Raw genomic sequence first — 16,974 nt, 5'->3', positions numbered from 1 at the left:
AATGCCCGTCCAAGACGACGAGCGCGAGCGCGAGCTCGTGCGGATGTTCAATCTTGTTTGGGACCCGGCACACCAGCGCGCCGGCCTCGACGCCGAGCTCTTTGTGGAAATCGGCGCTGACAGGGTCCGCTTCGAGGTGGAGGTCAAATCGACGACCGGCGACACCGTCTCGACTGCGCGCGATGTAGGGATGGAGCACATCAAGCGGTGGCGTCGAATGATGTTTGTCATAGGCTTCTATTCGCGTGAAGCGCGTCGACCGGAACTCCAAAGATGTTTGTGTCTGACGCCAATTGATATGGAGCCCTGGATCGCCTCCATTGAGAGCAAGATCCTCCCTGACTTCAAGCTGGCCGACCGCGCTGCGCGCAGGCTCGAACTCGAAGACCTCTTCGAGGTTTGTGGGGAGCAGACAACCTACTCGATTCAGGACGCGAAAAGACTTCACAAGAGTCAATGGACTTCGATGCAGTACGAAGGTGCGCTGGACGCTCAGGACGATGCAGGTAGGCCGCGAATCTCGCAAGCCAAAATGCTGGAGATACTCCAGTTGAGGTCGAAATACATCGCTGAGCGCGGCGCCACGCTCAACAATCCGCACGTGACAAAGACGCACCTACGACCATTCTTTGGCACAGACCGCGAAGTGGCTGGCAACGCATGGGCCTCAAGTATCCGAACGCTGGCGGAAGCGTTCGCAACTCAACATCCGAATCATCCGGCAATCAGCCGAGCTTGACTTCGTGCTGCACAGGATGGAGGTGGACACGGTGCCCGCACGGGTTTCGCTCGGAAGCACGTGCGCGTGATCATGTCTGCCTGAAACTGTCTGAACTCGACAGCAGCGTTCAGGCGATCGCCAAAGTCAGAGCGGCCATCCGGAGTTCAACGGCATCACGCACCTCCCCGAATTCGAGAAGGCCACCGGCGCGGTCATCAAACTCCTGGTGTGCGCCAAGCCTGTGTTCAACGCCTAGCACGGTTTCAGCTCCTCGAACACGGCTCTTCATGCACAAATCAAAGGCTGCTATTGGGCAGGCAGGCCTGATCTAACGGTCTCAACCGCGGTCGTCATCTGTAGCCGACCCACCGTGCGCAGCATGTCGACGACGACGCCGAAATCGGAAAAATCGACCTGCCACATCGGCCCGATGCCACAGGAATACAGCTTGGGATTGAAACGCGTCGGGCGCGCATAGCAGACCGTGACCTCCGAGCGAACCGCCAACGCGAGGCCCGCACCAAGCCCTTGCATCTTCGACCCCATGTGCACCAGAGAAAGCGTATGCCCAAGGTGTGCATCGACAATTTCCACGATGCGTCGCGTCGTCTGTTGATAGTGGAGGGTACTGGTTACCGACATGTTCTCGGAAGTCAGCGCCTTGCCCGAGGAGACAGCCTCGCTCTCGCCCACTAGCAAGCGGGTGATCACCCGTTTCTGGAATTCCAGTCGAAAGGCCAGTTCATTTGCCGGTGGCTCACCAAGAATCCAGTGCACGTGGTCGCCGATAGGCAAGATCGGTTCGCTCGATACCCGACGTAGGCATCTAGAAAGCCGTTCAGTGCGGTACGCTGGTAGCGCAATGATGAGTTCCTCTCTGCCTTCTTGAGGTGAGCCGGGATACAGCTCGTTGATCTCGACTTCCGCCACGCCGAACTCGTGCAGTGAAGAGGCATCGCCAGATGAGCATGCCTTGAGCACCAGTTGCTCTCCATTCACTTCATACGCGTCTTTGCTAGGTTCATAGGACCCCGCTTCGGCGTAGGCCACGCGCAGCCGCATGCGATGCGTTGCGCTGAACTCAGTCAGTACGGCGCATAGCGTGAGGATCAGACTTCCTGCGGCAGCGCTGATATCAACCATCACGGAAATCGGCTTCGCACTCGAAGTAGCGACCTGGGATAGCTCGTCCAGCATACGGGCCCGTAAGCTGGCTGGATCATCAGCCGTGACTGAAACGGATCGCTCATAAGCAACATTGAGCAGCGCGAGCAGCGGCCCGCGGTTGGCCGCGTTGTCCTCATTGTTTGTTTGATACTCGCAGTAGACGGCGAGCGGATGCTTGGACTTCGAAGGATCAACGGTCTGCGCCAAGCGCCCAACAATTGCTCGGGTACGGTCTTCGAATCCGAGGGCACAGATCAGTACGTCGGGAAACTCGCCATCCCAGTCGAACGGCTCGACGGGCGGTAGGTAGCCCTCGACTTCAGAATAGGGAATCTCACGCACGCTGGCCAGTTTGTCGCTCATGGCGTATCTCCTTCCTCCGCGAACAGAGGCTTGCTCCGATTGCCATCCTCGTATCTGCGCTCAATCTTTTCGGCAAACGCCTTCGGGTCCGAAAGCAGCTCGTAGATATCGTCAACGCTCTTCAGATCAATGTAGTGCTCTCTTACCAACGACAGACCAAAGCTGGGCCTGAAGATTGGTCGCATCTCCCAGCGAGTTGTCTTCGACCCAGGTCCTTCTTTTCCCCGGCTGTCGCTGAATGGATGAAACACCGATCGCCGAAGCAGTTCCCGGGCGACCCGTGCATGCTCGGGCCTGTGCTTCTCGAGTTCGTCCATCACGACAACCGTCGAATCGGTTGATATTTCGAGTCGATAGAGGCGACGTGCGTTGCCCTCTTTGTGGGGTGTCCCCTTTACCAGGATCGCATGTGCCATGGACCCGAAGGCTTGCAGGATCGCGTACAGCTGGGTGCCAAACGGGTGATAGTCGAGGACCGCACGGGTGAGCGCCTTCGAGATCGCAACGATGGCCTGGTGTTGATGCTGTGCGCTGATCTTCTTTTCAGTGTTGGGCCCCACGCTGGCTTGCATGCACATGGCGTTCACCACCTGCAGGATCGCAGCAATATCGCCGCTCCACATGCCCGATAACGTGGTCATTCCAAAATAGTAGTAGTGATTTCCTTGTTTGGATCCAGTGCTGCGGATGAAGTCTGCCAGTTTGTTGTCGTGCGCATAGGGCGTAGAGTCGCCGATCAGCGTCTCGCAGCGGCCCTTCCAGCCCGCGTACTCGAGCCGGCAGTCGATGAGCTCCTTCAGGAAATTCCTGGCCTGGTGGGCCTGCAGGACTTCCATCGTCTGATGGCCGACATCGACGACAGTAAATTCGCGGTCCCGGTCGATGGGCGCACCTTGTGCGTCGGGAATCTTGAAACCGAAGCGCTCGCAGGAAATCTTGAAAAAATGAGATGAACGTCGCTCGAACACGACTCGATTGAGAATCTGCTGTACCTCTGGGTTGATGCGCGTGTCGGTGTAGTCATCAAGCAGAAAGATCACCGGATGGGACTTGAGCCTCGGGCAGAGTTCGATCAACTTGGAGGTGACATCTCCTAGGAATGCATCTGCAAGAAGAAGCGTTGGCGGCTGCCCATAGAGCATCTTCAGATGGACCTGGACACGTGCGCGGTCCAGGTCATCCGCGAAATGGAGAAGTCTTGAGGCCGCTGAGGTTCTCGGTGTCTCGATGGACACATCGAAGTGATGGCTGATCCAATCAATCCAGGCATCCAGTTGCGAAGGCCGAAGGTCAAAGAACTTCTTGAAGCGCTCGTCCCGAGCGGCCAAGCCAAGTGCTCGTACCAGCTCTCGAAGCACAACGAGCTGAAAGTAGGTGGAGATGCTCGTGGCCAGCTTCTGGGTTCTTCCTTCTTCGCGAGCGATCCAGAGCAGATGGTTCTGCAAATGGGTCGCACAACTGATGTACACCCCAAAGCCAGCGTGCTGTTTCGAAGCGTGAGGATCCTCTTCCGAGTTGATCTGCGTAGTAACCGCCATGTACCTAAAGATCATTGACTTGCCACATCCGCGCGGCCCAGTTAATACGATCGGCTTGGGCTCCAGTACATCTTGGAACCAGGGAAGCCCCGTTCGAAACAGGCGCAACAGAACCTTGTCATCAGCCAAATGCTCGGCAGAGATTGCCTCGAAGGGCCGGAATCTGCGCTCCGGAGCATCAGTCTCGGATTGCGAGATGGAATCTCGAAGAAGCGTCAGATCGCGATGCAGATCTTCGGCACGAGGATAGAACCGTGCCTGATCATCGTCAGTCAAGCACTGGATAATCGTCCGTATCTTCTTGATGAATACGGGGTGCGACGCGACAACAGAACGCTGTGCCCACAACGCGTTGTGCATCTGACAAAGCAAATCCACCAGTGCCAGGTGATCGTCTTTGCTCTTCGCCGTCTGCTGTGCGAACGGCTTCAGGCTTCCGAGATCAATGATCACGACGGAGACTTTGCGAAGATCATCTTCGCTGAGAGCCAACTCTCTCGGCATTGGGCGGACCATGACGTTACCCCAATGCAAATCGTCGTGCTTCAGGCCCTTGTTCTTCAGATAGTTGAGGGCGCGAACTACCTGTATCGATACCTCGGCAACAAGGTCAGGAGTCAGTCCGCCAATACGCTGTGCCAAGCTCTCGATGGTCTCCCCTTCGATCCAGTCCGAGATGAAGCACACAAAACTCTCTGGTGAATCTGGCATGCCCGCAAAGGGCTGGACTCGCCCGATGTGCAAAGGCGGGGCAAACAGGTCACCAGCACCGCGTAGATTCGTTGCAAGAACGGCTTCATCCTTCTCGCTTCTTTGTCCGTCATAGTCCGCGGACACACAGAGCTTGGCAGCGTACTCAGCATTGGTGTCGAGGTCGAGCACCTTGAGGACAAAGCCTTTCTTCCCCATTCGAGATGCAATGCCGCTGACCTTGCCGTCGACGTCTCGCTCGAGGATACGGAACTGAACTATCGATCCACTTGGTTTACGCAGCTCCAGCGTCTCTGGCACTAAGGCGACGTCCTTAAGCCATGCTCGAAGCCTGTCGGACAGTTGAATGGTTGCCATTGGTGTCTCTCTCGAATCGCTTCGTGTAGTCGGTCCGCGCACATGCGGATTGACGGTGTGAATTATCCGCGTATCAGAGCCGCCGCTTGCAAGGGGCCTTGGCTCAACCGCTCCTACCGTCTTCGCAGGGCGTTGATGTGCTGGAGCAAGGCAGCGGACGCTAGGATCGTTTGTTAACCAACTTGAGACTCAGGTTTCCGTTGCGGCAGGTGTGAGGACCCAAACGCGACGATAAGCATCACTTACGAAAGCGCGCATGGCTTGTACCGCGGCACTGTCCTGATGTGATCCGCCCGCACTCTCCAGCTTCCTGCTCGATGGTGGTTGTCCCTGCGGCCTCCACGAAGCAGCAGGGTTGGCGCAAACTGTGATGCAATCGCGCCTCAAAAGCGGGGCTGTCAAGCGATAGCCCTTGACTGAGTGGCCACGCCGTGGCCAAATCGACGGCACCATGATTCAGAGCAAAACCGCCCCATCCGCGACGAAGACGCCGGCTTCTTCCGCCAAGGTGATCTATCTTCCCCAACAGGTGGATGCGGTCGCGCGAGCGCTGCGTGTGTCGGTCCTGGAGGCCTGCAGCAAGTTCGAAGCGGCGACAGGCAACGACGACAAGGACTACCTGCGGGCGCTGCACATACAGGCGAAGCTTGGTCAAAGTGGGGGTACGGCACAAACCGCCAAGGCACTCTTCGAGAAGTACCACTCGCGCTTTCGCAACGGCTCGGAGATCGATCCTTCCAAGATCAAGCCCGTCCTCAAGTTCGTCCAGCGCAACCATGAATGGAGCGACCTGTTTTACGCGACGCGCTCGATGTGGTCGATGCCATACAACAAGGGGTATGGCCGTCGCCTGCGCTTCGTGATCTTCGACGAGTACCACGAGGCCGTGATCGGCATCATCGGACTGCAATCGCCGCCGGCCGACCTGGCGGCGCGGGACCGGCTGTGGGACTACCCGGACAAAGAAAAACTCGCGTTGGTCAACTGCACCCTGGACGCATATGCCGTCGGTGCGATCCCCCCCTACTCTTACTTGCTTGGAGGAAAGCTCTGCGCGGGCATGGTTTCCTCGGACACGATACGCCAGGCGTACTGGCGCCAATACGCGGGCAAGAAGACGCGCATGCTGGACGAGAACATTCAGCAGCCGCTGGCGGCTGTGACGACCACCAGCGCATTCGGTCGCAGCTCGCAGTACAACCGGCTGAAGTACAACGGCCGCTTGCTGGCCGAGCCCATCGGCTACACGATGGGCTTTGGCACCATCCACCTGGAGCACTTGTACCCTGCGCTGTGTTCGTACTTGAAGATGGTCGATGGCTTCACGGACGGCGGCTTCGGGAATGGCCCGAAGGTACGCTGGCAGAACATCTGTCGCGCTTTGGTGCGACTGGGATTGCCGGCTTCGCTTCTTCAGCATGGCGTCAAGCGCGAGGTGTTTCTCTATCGCCTTGTCGACCAGCTCGACGACGGCATGGCCGGCAAGGGGTTCGGGGCACCGATTTCTTTGCCTGAAGCGGACTTCGCCGAGTTCTGGCGCGAGCGTTGGGCAGTACCGCGCGCGCAACGCTTCCCGGAGTGGAACCTCGGGAAGGATGTCGATCTCCTCAGACAGACGTTGGTCAGCGCGATCGCGGCGCCGCCAGCCGGCGCGGTCTAGCTGGCGAGGACTCAGGCAGTTGCGATCTGCCCGAGCGCAAATTGCGTGGCCTTGGGAAGATTCTGTCGCACCAGCAACTCGCTGATCTGGACAAGCAGCGCCGAGCCTCCATCCGGCAATACGCCGTCCACCTGCCGTGGAGCCTGGAATTCCTCCAACGGGCTCACCACCGCCAGCAGTACTGGCTTGCCCGTTGCGCTCGTCACCAGGGTGGGCTTATGGTGCGACTTGAGTTGATCGTCGGTGAGATCGTCAAGCGTGACTGGCTGCAGATAGGGCTTGTCGTGGCGCAGCAGATCGGTGAACAGCAAATTCGCCGCGCTTGAGATCCGGCGCGGCTCGAACGAGCTGAGCTTGCCATCGAGCAGGTACCCCAGCAGTGCGATACCGGTGAAGCGGTCCAGGGCGCCGTGGTCCAGGCGGTTGCGGAAGCTGCGCAAGCACCGATAGCACGACAGATCGCAATGCTCCTCACAGGACTTCATGATTTCGAGCGCCTTCTGGAAAAGCGGAAGTCCCTTGGCGGCCGCGGCGCCTGAGAAGCCGGCACCTCCAGGCAGCGTGTCGTAGAGAAAGATCTCTGCTTCCAATCCCTCATTGCCCAGCTGTGTCACCGCCGGCCTGTACTCGGCCAGGATTTCGCCGGGCTCGATACCCAGCAGGTCCGTCGCCGCACGCGCTAGTGCTTCGCACAACGTTCGCAGCGCGACGCGTGTGATCGAAGCGGCCGCATGAAGACGGATCGGGTCTTCGAGGCGGAAAGAAAAGAGCGCCACGTCGGTGATGAAGTCTGTGCCGAGCACAACCTCCCGAGCTGCAGCGCCACCCTTGCAGGTCTGATCGGCTGGATCGGGATACGGCTTCGAGTGCTCTTGCAGCAAAGGGCTATGGGGCGTGGTGGTCGCTTCGATGCGTCCACAACGAGTGCAATACAAGTACCCCTGCTTGGCAGGCCCGGTATTGGAAACCAGAAGATGTGTGCGGATCGCAAGATGGCGAACGCGCTCGGACTGCACCACCCATTCGGAATCGTCCGGACTCTCCATGGTCAGCTTTGCCCTGGTGGCATAGCTGGTCTCGGGAATGTCGTCCGGCGAGGTGACCTCCTGCACTGTGATCGGATGGGCGAAGCCTGTAGGGCGCATCCAATAGCGCGCCGGCCCCAACGTCTGCGAACCCTGGCACGCAGGGCAGTCCATCACATCACCACGTTTGAGGCCAGCATCCACCAATTCCGTTCTGGCGTAGCCACAGCGCGTGCATTCCACATGGAGTTTCCTGCCCTCCCACTGCCTGTAGCGTTCGCCGGGCATCGACGAATAGATCGCTCCAGAGGTATAGCACTTGCCGGCAATCCAGACCTGCTTGCCAGGTGCGTACTGGGTCAGCGCCACCGCAAGACCTTGGGCAGGAGCAAACTTGAGCTTGGGTCGATACTTCGTTGAGCCTTCGACATCGAACACGTGGAACGTTGCGACGTCTGTCGGAAAGGCGTATCGCGGCAGGACCCCTTTGTAGAGCAAGGCATCGAGCAGCGATTTGGCGTCTGGCGGGTTGACAGGCTTTTCTTCGTCCACTTCCGCAAGCACCTCGGGGTGCTCGTCTTCGTCATCGCCGTTCGCGACTGCCGCGGCGCCGGCCAGTGCCGCTGCCGCTGCCGCTGCCAGCTCATCCTCGATTGCCCTGTCGATCGCATCCAGGCAGTCTTTGATCATCCCTTTCAGGAGCGTCTGCCTGTCTTGAGCAGACAACTCGCTGGGAATCCATGCGCCGACCCGCGAGCGCAGACGATCGACATTGGCATTCAGCCACGTCTCGAAGTCCGCACGGTTGAGAACGCTCCCTGACAGCGCAAAGTCACTGACTTGGCCCAGCACCGAGAAGAGGTCTCCCTTGCCAACGTAGTCTGCGGGGATTCTTGCCTGATGGTAGGACTGCAGAAGAAAAGCCCGAATGTGACGACAAACTATGTCTGGGTTGTCGATGCTCAACGTTGGATCGATGACCTCCCCCGAAATCATCTTTGCGGGCTCGGAGAAGAAGTGCTCATCATGGGTGTCCGAGCCGCCGAAGGCCACCACGGTCGCGATCGCGTTGCCCCGCCGGCCGGCACGGCCAGCGCGCTGCTGATAGTTGGCGCGACTGGGCGGCATGTTGCGCAGCGCGACACCGGATAGCTGACCGATGTCGATCCCAACTTCCATCGTCGTGGTACTGGAGAGCACGTCGACCGCGGATGGTGCCGATCGCGCATTGCGAACGGGAATGTCCACGTCCTGGAAAAGCAGTTCGTTTTCCTCCGCCTTGGAAAACACGTCATCGTGCTCCGCGGAGTTGAGCTGTGCGGTGTGCTCGGCCGCAATGATGGAAACCGGCGCCTGCGGGTTTGGCAGCAAGGCGGCGATCACGCCGTTGCGGTAGTAGCCCTTGCGCTTCATGAAAACTTCATCCGCATTCGGATCGAGCGCGAAGATGCTCGCATGACCGCAGTCAAGACACACGGGCAGCAACCTGACGGGCCGGTGGACCGACTTGCAGTCTGCGCAACGAACCCATTCCCCTCCAAACGCGAGAGAAAGGCGCCGGCCTTGTAGCTGGTGCTTTTTACCTTCCATCTTCGTCGTGAACACGTCAAGCAGCTTGGGCAGCCACTTGTCGTTAAACATCTTCTTGGCCGTTGGCGATCCCAGCTTGCTTTCGAAGCGTCGGAACTTTCCGGTTCTAGAGGTAATTTGCACCTTCTTGTCTGGATGAATCTGATACCACCGGCCCGGCATGTTTCGCAGCCAGAAGCCAGCACCATTCCATTCCCTGATCCACGCCCGGGCCAACTCCACGCGATCCTGCGCGGTCTCGGTAACACCCGCGATGTTCGGCAGTGCTTCCACCGCCGGGCGTTGATCCTGATGTTCCACGATGGAAGCAAATGCCAGCGCTTCAAGCCCGAGCGACCGATCTCTCATCGTCGACATCAAATCGGAAAGGAACGCCTCCGGTGGTTCGCCAGGCACAAGCTGCGAGCACAGCGCGCGCAAGTCGTCATCGGAGACATTCAGTCCTGGCTTGACGACGTGGCCCGCGTCCGTGAAATCCTGCAGCTTCTCTTGCATCGTCAATTCAGGTCGGAATCGGACACCGAGTTCACTGGCGGCAATGAGTACCGCCGGATAGAGATGCTCAAGCGACAAGGCGAACTTTGGTATCTGGGCCAGACGCGCCCATCCGCGAACCATCAAGGGACGCAACGTATCGCGGGCCGAGTACATCTGCAGGTTTGGAGCGAGACGGGCCGCCACCTGTCGGGAGTCGGAGAAGGCAAGGACCTTGCGTCCTCGCAAGGGGGCAAAGCTTGTTGCAGGCTGCGGTCCCGGGGGCTGCACCTGGATCTGCCGGCTGATGAGAACCTGGAATGGCTGATCTCCCTTGGTCTCATGATCCTGAACCGAAGAGCGCCCCTGATAGCTCTTGCGCTCGCAGATGCCACATTGATGGAACACCCCGGCCGAGGCGAGGTACCCGCCGCCACTGCTGTCGTCATCGTCATCGTCCTGAACGGCCCGCGGGACACGTTCCGGCGATAGGTAGACACTCCGCTCACGCTGGTTCTTGAGCGGTGAATTGATCTGCCCGGTCGTCAGATCGAAGCTGGCTTCCTCGGCAAGTTCGCAGTTGCCAGGCTTGACCAGCAAGATGTCCAGAATGTCGAGTTCTTCGATGCTGTCATCCGCCATCCGTAACGGAGCTCCTGCTTCGCTCCAGATGACCGATGGCTTTTCGACGTTGTCACAGTAGCCGCGCGCATAAGCGCTGCCGCACACCCGGCACGTGAAGAGCTCGAGAACACGGGCATTGCACGCCGCGCACAGATCTCGGGGTTGTGTGTAGAGCTTGCCCACTGCGCCCCGAAGCGACTCATCGATTCCCGAGCAGTCCTGGTCCATGCATGCCCACAGCCCCCGCAGCCCCCGAAAGAAGTTGTGGACACGGCATGGCAGTAGGCTGGGATCGTCTGGTTTTTTTCGCGCACTGGTCGCCAAAGCACCCAGATTGGTCAGCGCGAGGTCCGCAACGGGCTTGGGCGAATCGGGAAAAACAAATAGGCCCAGGTCATTGACGGGTTGTGCATCGCCCATGGTTTTGTTCACCAGTGCGATCAACGGCGGGAAGTTGCTCAGGGCGGCAAACAGCGAACGATCGATGTTCCCCGGATCGAGGGGTGTGGACTGCGCCGCCAGAAAAGGAGCGACGGACTCCGCACGCTTGGCGGGCTCCTCCGAATAGAACCCACTCATGTCCAGGCCCGCCAGGAGCTCGGCCTGAGCCACGCTCCCTTGCCCGCCATGCGGCTGCTTGAGATAGTCACCTTGGATCACTGTGAAGGATTCAGGCGGCGCTCCCGTCAGCTCGGAAGCAAACTTGGGTGCGTATTCCGGGCTGTCGAAACTTGCCGTCGCACAGATCACTTGAAAGCGTTCGATGGGAATGTCCAGGCGATCCCTCAGGCGGCGCAGCAGCAGACCGACTTCTGCGCCACCCGCGCCGCGATACAGATGCGACTCGTCAAGGATCAGCAGAAAATTCTCATCGGGGTTGGCGGCCAGCCGCGCCTTCGTCTGGTCGAAGATCGTTCGCTCAACAGGGCGCATGAGCATGTACTCGAGCATCGAGTAGTTGGTCACGAGCAGGTCGGGGGCGGACGACTGGGACTCGTGCCGCGTGAGAAGCTCAGAGTCGCCTGGCAATGTGATTGCGCGAATGAAATTGCCTGCGGCATCCTGCCAGTAGTTGCCCTTCGGCCCCTTGTACCAGCGCGCCAGATCGGGCTTGGCCGGCCACTTGCCTCGACTCTTGAGGTCTCCGATCATCCGGGTGGCGATCGCCGCATCTTCGTCGCCGGCCGCCGCGCGCTCCAGCGCCTTGACATAGAAGTCGTTGAACTGCTTGAGCCTAGTCTGATCTTTTCCCTTTACACGCTTTCCTGCATAAGGCGTGCGGCTGGTGTATCGCGCGAAGCGCGGTGGCCTGTCGGCCCAGCCCATGAACATCTCCACGAGCCTCGGGTCTCCGAAGATCCCTCTGAGTCGCCCAAGCTGGTCGTTGACCAGGGCATTCATCGGATAGAGGATCATCGCGCGCATGCCGCTTTGCGTCCCGAATGCCTCGGGGCTGGACTGCGCTTCCTTCGCGAGCATGCCAAGAATGGGCATCAGGAAAGACTCGGTCTTTCCTGAACCGGTCCCGGTCATGATGAGTAGATTCTTGCCCTCGACCAAGGTCTCCCGAATGGCCTTGCTCTGGTGCGTGTACGGTGGGTCGTACAGGAGGTGTTTCCCCTTCGCCGTAGGCTGCGAAAGCGTCTCGAACAAGGCGCGCGCGGCCGGAGACAGGCCCTTGATATCCCCAAACTTCTCGCCGGTCTGATACCGCGGCGTGGACTCCAGAAACGGCGACTGATGCACCACGCCGATCTCTTCGAGCAGCGCGCGTCGCTGCTTGAGCAGCGCAGGGTCGCCGATATGGTAGGTCGCCTCGACGTACTCGATCAGCGCCTCACGCAGCTCGGAGGCCACGCCATGAATCGTCTTTGTCATTGAATGCCCTCTGAATTCCGTTGAGAGACGTACCAGAAGTGATCCTTCAGAAAGGACACTTCTTGCGCCAGTTGCGAGGTTGGTAGCCAGAAAGAAAAGCCACTCGGATCGCCTCTGCCGCGGCGACCGCCGAGCAGGACCAGCCTGCGCCGTGCCGCCATGGGCAAAGGAAACTGGACGTTGAGATAAACACCTTCGCCGTCCGGGTCGGCCCGCGATCGCATGAGCGCCGGATATCCCCGAACCGCATCGATCGCCAGCTGGGTTTGCCACGCGACATCGCACGCCCGGGCCGCCTGATCGGGCAGCGGAAGCAAGAGGCTGCGCTGAACCTCGCCTGCCTGGAACTCGCACAAATACCAGAGCGGCGCACCGTAGGGGCGAGGGTGACGCCCGACGAAGATGCCGGTCTCATCCTGTGGCTTGGCCCAACGCTGACGGTATGTCGACATCACATCGGTGGCGTGACGAAGGATGGATATCTCGGGCAGGTGCCCCTTGATACCGGCTTGCTGAAGCCGCTTTGTCATGCGCGCAAGAAACTTTTCCGGCGCCTCGGCTTGATGCGGTATCAACCACGCCGCCTCGTTGATCTGCCGAAGACCCAAGCCAGGCAACACGTCGGCCAGTGATGCGGCATTGGGCGCGTCGATGTACCGGGTTGCCCCCAGGTGATGCACCTGTGCAAGTATTTCGCCGGGCAGAAAGACGGCGTCGTCCGGCCCTACGCCGAACACGTAGATTCGACCGTCGGCCCTTTTGACAAAACTGGGCGGCGCGCAAAAAAGCCATGTGAGATGGTCCTCGGCACCGACGGCTACAACCTTAGACAGCTCGATTAGATCGCCCGCAATCATCAGGTCCTCGATGGAGCCATCCACCTGGTCCGCAATTTCCGCAGTTGTTTCCGGGTCAAGCCTCAGCGATCGAACGGCCGCACTTGCGAGCGCAGTCTTCGGGCATGGGCACATGAAGCCGCTCAAGCGTCTGATGACGGCCGCCACGGTGGATTCGACCTCCCCGTCGAAGGTCGAAGGCCGTAAATGCAGATCGATCTTCAACTGCTGGAATACTTCCAGCTCGCTCGCTTGGACAGCGCGGGCGATCATCCTTGCGCTCCCGCGCGTTCGTGTTTACGACACAGGAGCAGCAGCCGCGCGCCGCGGACAAGCGTCGCGAAAGCGTCCTTGCTGGTGCCCACAGGATGTGCATCGCCATCGAGCAGGAGGGCCGGGTTGAATGCAAGAAGCCATGCGGTGCGCACAACGGCCAGGTCTTGCGAGATACGAAATCCCATGGATTTCGTCCGATGAATATTCTCGATCGTCTCGTCGGACAAGGTGGTCGCGACCTTGCACGCCAAGCCAAGGGCCACCGCATACGAGATCGGTTGACTGACCGCGTCATCCAGGAGGCCCCAGTTGTCCGCCGTCACATCGCTCGCGAGGCGCTTCTCCAACTTGGCCCAGGGTATGCCGCACACGACCGCGATCAGTTGATCATGGATGTGATCGAGCACGCGCATTCGCTTGATGCGCGATATCGCACCGCACGTCCTTGCATTCGCCCAGAGCGCATAGGTGTCGACCAACTCCTCGTCGTCCCTGCTCTGTCTCATCTTGTGTTCGTCCAGCTCCACACCGAGCCAGCCGAACTCCTTGCCAACATGGGTGGACGACACGACGGCTGCGTATTGGTGTTCCTGGGCACGAACCACGAACAATCCGTCTTCTGCCCTGGTGTCGATGCCGATGCGCGCCCGGGCAGGGTCCACTGAAATTCGCTGCATCGGTTGCGAGAAAGACAGGCGCTCGATCTGCAAGGGCTTGTCGAAGCCGTCGTTGATGAGTCGCAGCGTGGCGGAGGACTTCGAAACGGTCGTGCCCCAGCGAAGCGGCTCGGGATGGTGCAAGAGTGCAACCCGGTATTCACCGAGATCTTCCGCGTCGATGCGGATGAAACCACCCGCGGCTTCCAAATAGATTTGCTCGTCCGAAGTCTGGTTCAGAAACGCATTGAGTCTCTCTTCCCAAAACGCTGCCGCAATTGGCAGGCGTTCCCTTTGAAAGATGGTCTGAGCGGACAGTTCTTCGTTCGACGCATTCGTGAGGACCAACATGCAGGTTGCACGCCGTGCGCGATCTCCTTCCACAGACAGGGCAATGCGCCCTCTGAGCAAGTCCTCGATGGTGGGAGCAGGCGGATGCACGTCCACCACCATTGCGTTGATGCTGAGCTTGCCCGGCGTCCAGGCCGTCGGCTGACGGATAAACAGGCTCAGTTCGACACTTCGCTCCGTTTTGAAGTGCGAACCGGTCTGCGTGGCGACCGAGACACGGGTCGCGACGGCAATCTTGTGCCGTCCTACCGATAGTCCCTGAAGCATGAAATTCATGCTGGGCGCGTTGCGGTCGCATGCGAAGGTCTGGACTTCCCCATCGTCGATCGCGAGCTGATAGGCATCGAACTCATGGTCGCGCGTGATCGTGAAGCAGGGGGTCTCGCTAGTCAGCCACACGCCGAGTCCCTCTTCCCCCCATTGACGTGGCAACAAGCCCAGGGGGGAGACGCGAACGCTCAGATGGAAAGAAATTCCGGCTTGCAAAAGTGCCGCCTTTTGCGCCTGCGAGATGACCGTATCCAATGTCAGCTTCACACAAGTTACGCCTGCGCAACGCAACACAACCGGCGGCCCCAGTCGGTCGATCAGCCCGGGTTCTCGCGTGATCACCAGGTAAGACTGGCCCGGGACGACGTGAGCCGTTGCGATGTGCCTGGCCGTTCCATCCTCACTCAGTCGAAACACCCAGACCTTTGCTGGCTGGATCTGGCATTCAGGACCGACGATCCGATCGAAGAAGGTATCTGCGGCGTTGAAACTCAGGACGCACTGCCGTTGGGCCGGCCAATCCGCGAGGGTGTACTGCATCCCTCGGGAGGACAACAACGTGCGGCCCAGGAAGAGCGCGGTTCCATGTGCCGAGACCGTATACCTGACCCGTTCCAGGTGAGGTCTGAGTTCCGGCTGAACATCGACCAGCGGCTGGAATGAGGGCACGCTGAGCACCACCTGCCACTCGGCCAACGCCGTGCGCCGCAGCTCGATGGTTGGCCGGAGCAGAACCCCTTGCCGATCAGTGACTGCAACCACCTCCGCATCTGTAGTGCTGGCGTGCGGTAGTGTCTGAGTCCAATAGTTCTGTTTGATCCCCGGTAGCTGGAATTGCAGCTGCGCATACTGCTTCTGCGCATCTCTGAGCCATGCTCTTGCGTGGCCGCGTGAGTTCAGATCCGTCGTGATTCGCTGTAGGGTCGCGGGATAGATGGAGGTCTGGCCGAGGCCGTCGCCTTGCAGCAGGGTATGCACCAGCCTGCCGACCAAGTCATGCTGCTGCAGCAGAAACCGGAACCTCGATGACGAAACGTAGGAGTGCTGAGCGATCAGCTTGCCGGTAGCTTCTGGGGGCAGGTGGGCAACAGTCCTGAGCTGGAAGCGGATATTGAAGATTGATTGCGCGAGTTGTTCCTGCAAATCGCGAGGGAGCAGCGCATTTGCGATGGGCCACGCGATGTACTTGTAGTGTTTGGCCCATTCACCTTGTGGCTGGACTCCAGAAAACTCGGCGCAGAAAGCTCTGAACCAGTCGCGCAGACGTTTTCGATTGCCGTAGTACTCCCAGTTGGCCGTGCGTTGAGCGAACGAATGCCAGTACTCCTGCCCATCGAAGTCGTACCCCTGTTCCGCAGCGTGCACGACCCATGAAACCTTGAAATCGGCAAGCATGCGGCGTCTGCCAAGGCTCTTGCCAAGCTGCGCCGACAGAACCTTGACCTCGTCGGGCGCCAGACAATGCTCCAGCGCAAAAAGACGATGGCCACCAGACGCCTTTGACTGAGACAGTTCGGAGAAATGCGCTCGAAGTCGTTCTTCGAACAGCGCGAGGGTTTCGCTCATGGCGCAATCCGAATTCGCTGCGCATGTCTTGGCAGACTGCAACGTCCCACGCCAGACTCTCTAAGAAGTTCCTCAGGTTCACCTTCCCATTGCTCGACCAAGGTCGCGGGCGCCAAGACCACGACCCGCGCATGCGGTTCGTCCAACAGGCACTGGCGGATGACGAAGCCCGCTTCGATGGTCCTACCCATCCCGACCTCGTCGGCCAGCAGGTACCGCTTCACCGGGTCGGAGAGCACTCGCCGCACAACGCTGACTTGGTGCGATACCAGTTCGATGCCGCTGGACGGCAGGCTGGTGATGTCATCCACGCTTGCCAACATCTGAAAGACCCTCTGGGTCGCGGTGAGACGGCGGTCATGCAGGCACTGTGTTTTCGCGGCCCCAGCGGACAGGATGTCTGCTGGGTTACCTCGGCAACGCCAGCACCGCATATCCAGGCTTGTCCCCCGGTGGTCTCGACTCACCCGGTTGGGATACTGAATGTCGTACTCCATCGTGCCGTCATCCAGGCGACGAAACACGGCGACTCGGCCGACCGCAGTGCCCACTCCTGAGTGATATAGAGTGCCTTTACTCAGGTAGGCGCGGCGAAGACTAGGGACGGGAAGCCACGCTGATTCTTGCTCGGCGACAGAGTGAAAGAGACGCGCATGGGCAGTGTCGCCGTCGAGACGTTCCAACTTTCCAGAACCAAGGTCATCGGGAAGCTTAAGAAATATCCCTGGTGAGACAGCCATACCAAAATGAACCCGCAGCAAAGATCGTTTCGTGGCGTTCGCTCGAAGACGCCCCGAGGAACTCTCCGTTCAAGAATAGTAACATTTTGCTACCCGCCTGCATGTCTCTTGAACGCCCGACTTGTTTTCGTGTTCGAGCGGCGGCGGCACGATGTCGCCGCGAACTTGGCC

8 protein-coding genes are annotated in these 16,974 nt (G+C 59.5%); 2 read left to right on the top strand and 6 right to left on the bottom strand.

The window, feature by feature from the left end:
- Position 1 precedes the first annotated feature (1 nt).
- Positions 2–739, top strand: a complete 738-nt coding sequence (locus EJI01_RS15625) for a hypothetical protein (protein WP_126838066.1) — start codon at positions 2–4, stop codon at positions 737–739.
- A gap of 288 nt (positions 740–1,027) precedes the next feature.
- Here EJI01_RS15625 and EJI01_RS15620 read toward each other — a convergent pair whose 3' ends face one another.
- Complete coding sequence (locus EJI01_RS15620) at positions 1,028–2,251, bottom strand: hypothetical protein (RefSeq protein ID WP_126838065.1); 1,224 nt, start codon at positions 2,249–2,251, stop codon at positions 1,028–1,030.
- On the bottom strand, positions 2,248–4,857 hold the full coding sequence (locus EJI01_RS15615; RefSeq protein ID WP_126838064.1) for a protein kinase family protein: 2,610 nt from the start codon (positions 4,855–4,857) through the stop codon (positions 2,248–2,250). Before EJI01_RS15615 ends, EJI01_RS15620 begins: the two co-directional genes overlap by 4 nt.
- Positions 4,858–5,308: 451 nt before the next feature.
- Here EJI01_RS15615 and EJI01_RS15610 point away from each other — a divergent pair, with 451 nt between their 5' ends.
- On the top strand, positions 5,309–6,517 hold the full coding sequence (locus tag EJI01_RS15610) for a Druantia anti-phage system protein DruA (RefSeq protein WP_126838063.1): 1,209 nt from the start codon (positions 5,309–5,311) through the stop codon (positions 6,515–6,517).
- Positions 6,518–6,528: 11 nt separating this feature from the next.
- Here the strand turns inward: EJI01_RS15610 and EJI01_RS15605 are convergent, their stop codons facing one another.
- The 4 genes from EJI01_RS15605 to EJI01_RS15590 are packed head-to-tail and all read right to left on the bottom strand — an operon-like array spanning position 6,529 to position 16,374.
- The gene (locus tag EJI01_RS15605; RefSeq protein ID WP_126838062.1) at positions 6,529–12,108 is read right to left on the bottom strand and encodes a DEAD/DEAH box helicase; all 5,580 of its coding nucleotides are present in this window, start codon (positions 12,106–12,108) and stop codon (positions 6,529–6,531) included.
- Positions 12,105–13,217, bottom strand: coding sequence for a hypothetical protein (locus EJI01_RS15600; RefSeq protein WP_126838061.1), 1,113 nt, complete (start codon positions 13,215–13,217; stop codon positions 12,105–12,107). Before EJI01_RS15600 ends, EJI01_RS15605 begins: the two co-directional genes overlap by 4 nt.
- Entirely contained in the window at positions 13,214–16,063 is a 2,850-nt protein-coding gene (locus EJI01_RS15595) for a hypothetical protein (RefSeq protein ID WP_126838060.1), read from the bottom strand. Before EJI01_RS15595 ends, EJI01_RS15600 begins: the two co-directional genes overlap by 4 nt.
- A complete protein-coding gene (locus EJI01_RS15590) occupies positions 16,060–16,374 on the bottom strand; it encodes an SNF2-related protein (RefSeq protein ID WP_126838059.1) in 315 nt (104 codons plus the stop codon). Before EJI01_RS15590 ends, EJI01_RS15595 begins: the two co-directional genes overlap by 4 nt.
- Between the last annotated feature and the right edge of the window lie 600 nt (positions 16,375–16,974).

The sequence above is a fragment of the Variovorax sp. MHTC-1 genome, from assembly GCF_003984645.1.
GTDB lineage: Bacteria > Pseudomonadota > Gammaproteobacteria > Burkholderiales > Burkholderiaceae_C > Variovorax.
Note: the sequence above shows the minus strand (reverse complement) of the source record. Positions and strands in the feature narration are given on the sequence as shown.

What these genes read in the sequence shown, in the direction of transcription:
- EJI01_RS15615 (WP_126838064.1), bottom strand. Translation starts at nt 4,857, where the DNA reads ATGGCAACCATTCAACTGTCCGACAGGCTTCGAGCATGGCTTAAGGAC.
- EJI01_RS15595 (WP_126838060.1), bottom strand. Translation starts at nt 16,063, where the DNA reads ATGAGCGAAACCCTCGCGCTGTTCGAAGAACGACTTCGAGCGCATTTC.
- EJI01_RS15610 (WP_126838063.1), top strand. Translation starts at nt 5,309, where the DNA reads ATGATTCAGAGCAAAACCGCCCCATCCGCGACGAAGACGCCGGCTTCT.
- EJI01_RS15605 (WP_126838062.1), bottom strand. Translation starts at nt 12,108, where the DNA reads ATGACAAAGACGATTCATGGCGTGGCCTCCGAGCTGCGTGAGGCGCTG.
- EJI01_RS15620 (WP_126838065.1), bottom strand. Translation starts at nt 2,251, where the DNA reads ATGAGCGACAAACTGGCCAGCGTGCGTGAGATTCCCTATTCTGAAGTC.
- EJI01_RS15600 (WP_126838061.1), bottom strand. Translation starts at nt 13,217, where the DNA reads ATGATCGCCCGCGCTGTCCAAGCGAGCGAGCTGGAAGTATTCCAGCAG.
- EJI01_RS15625 (WP_126838066.1), top strand. Translation starts at nt 2, where the DNA reads ATGCCCGTCCAAGACGACGAGCGCGAGCGCGAGCTCGTGCGGATGTTC.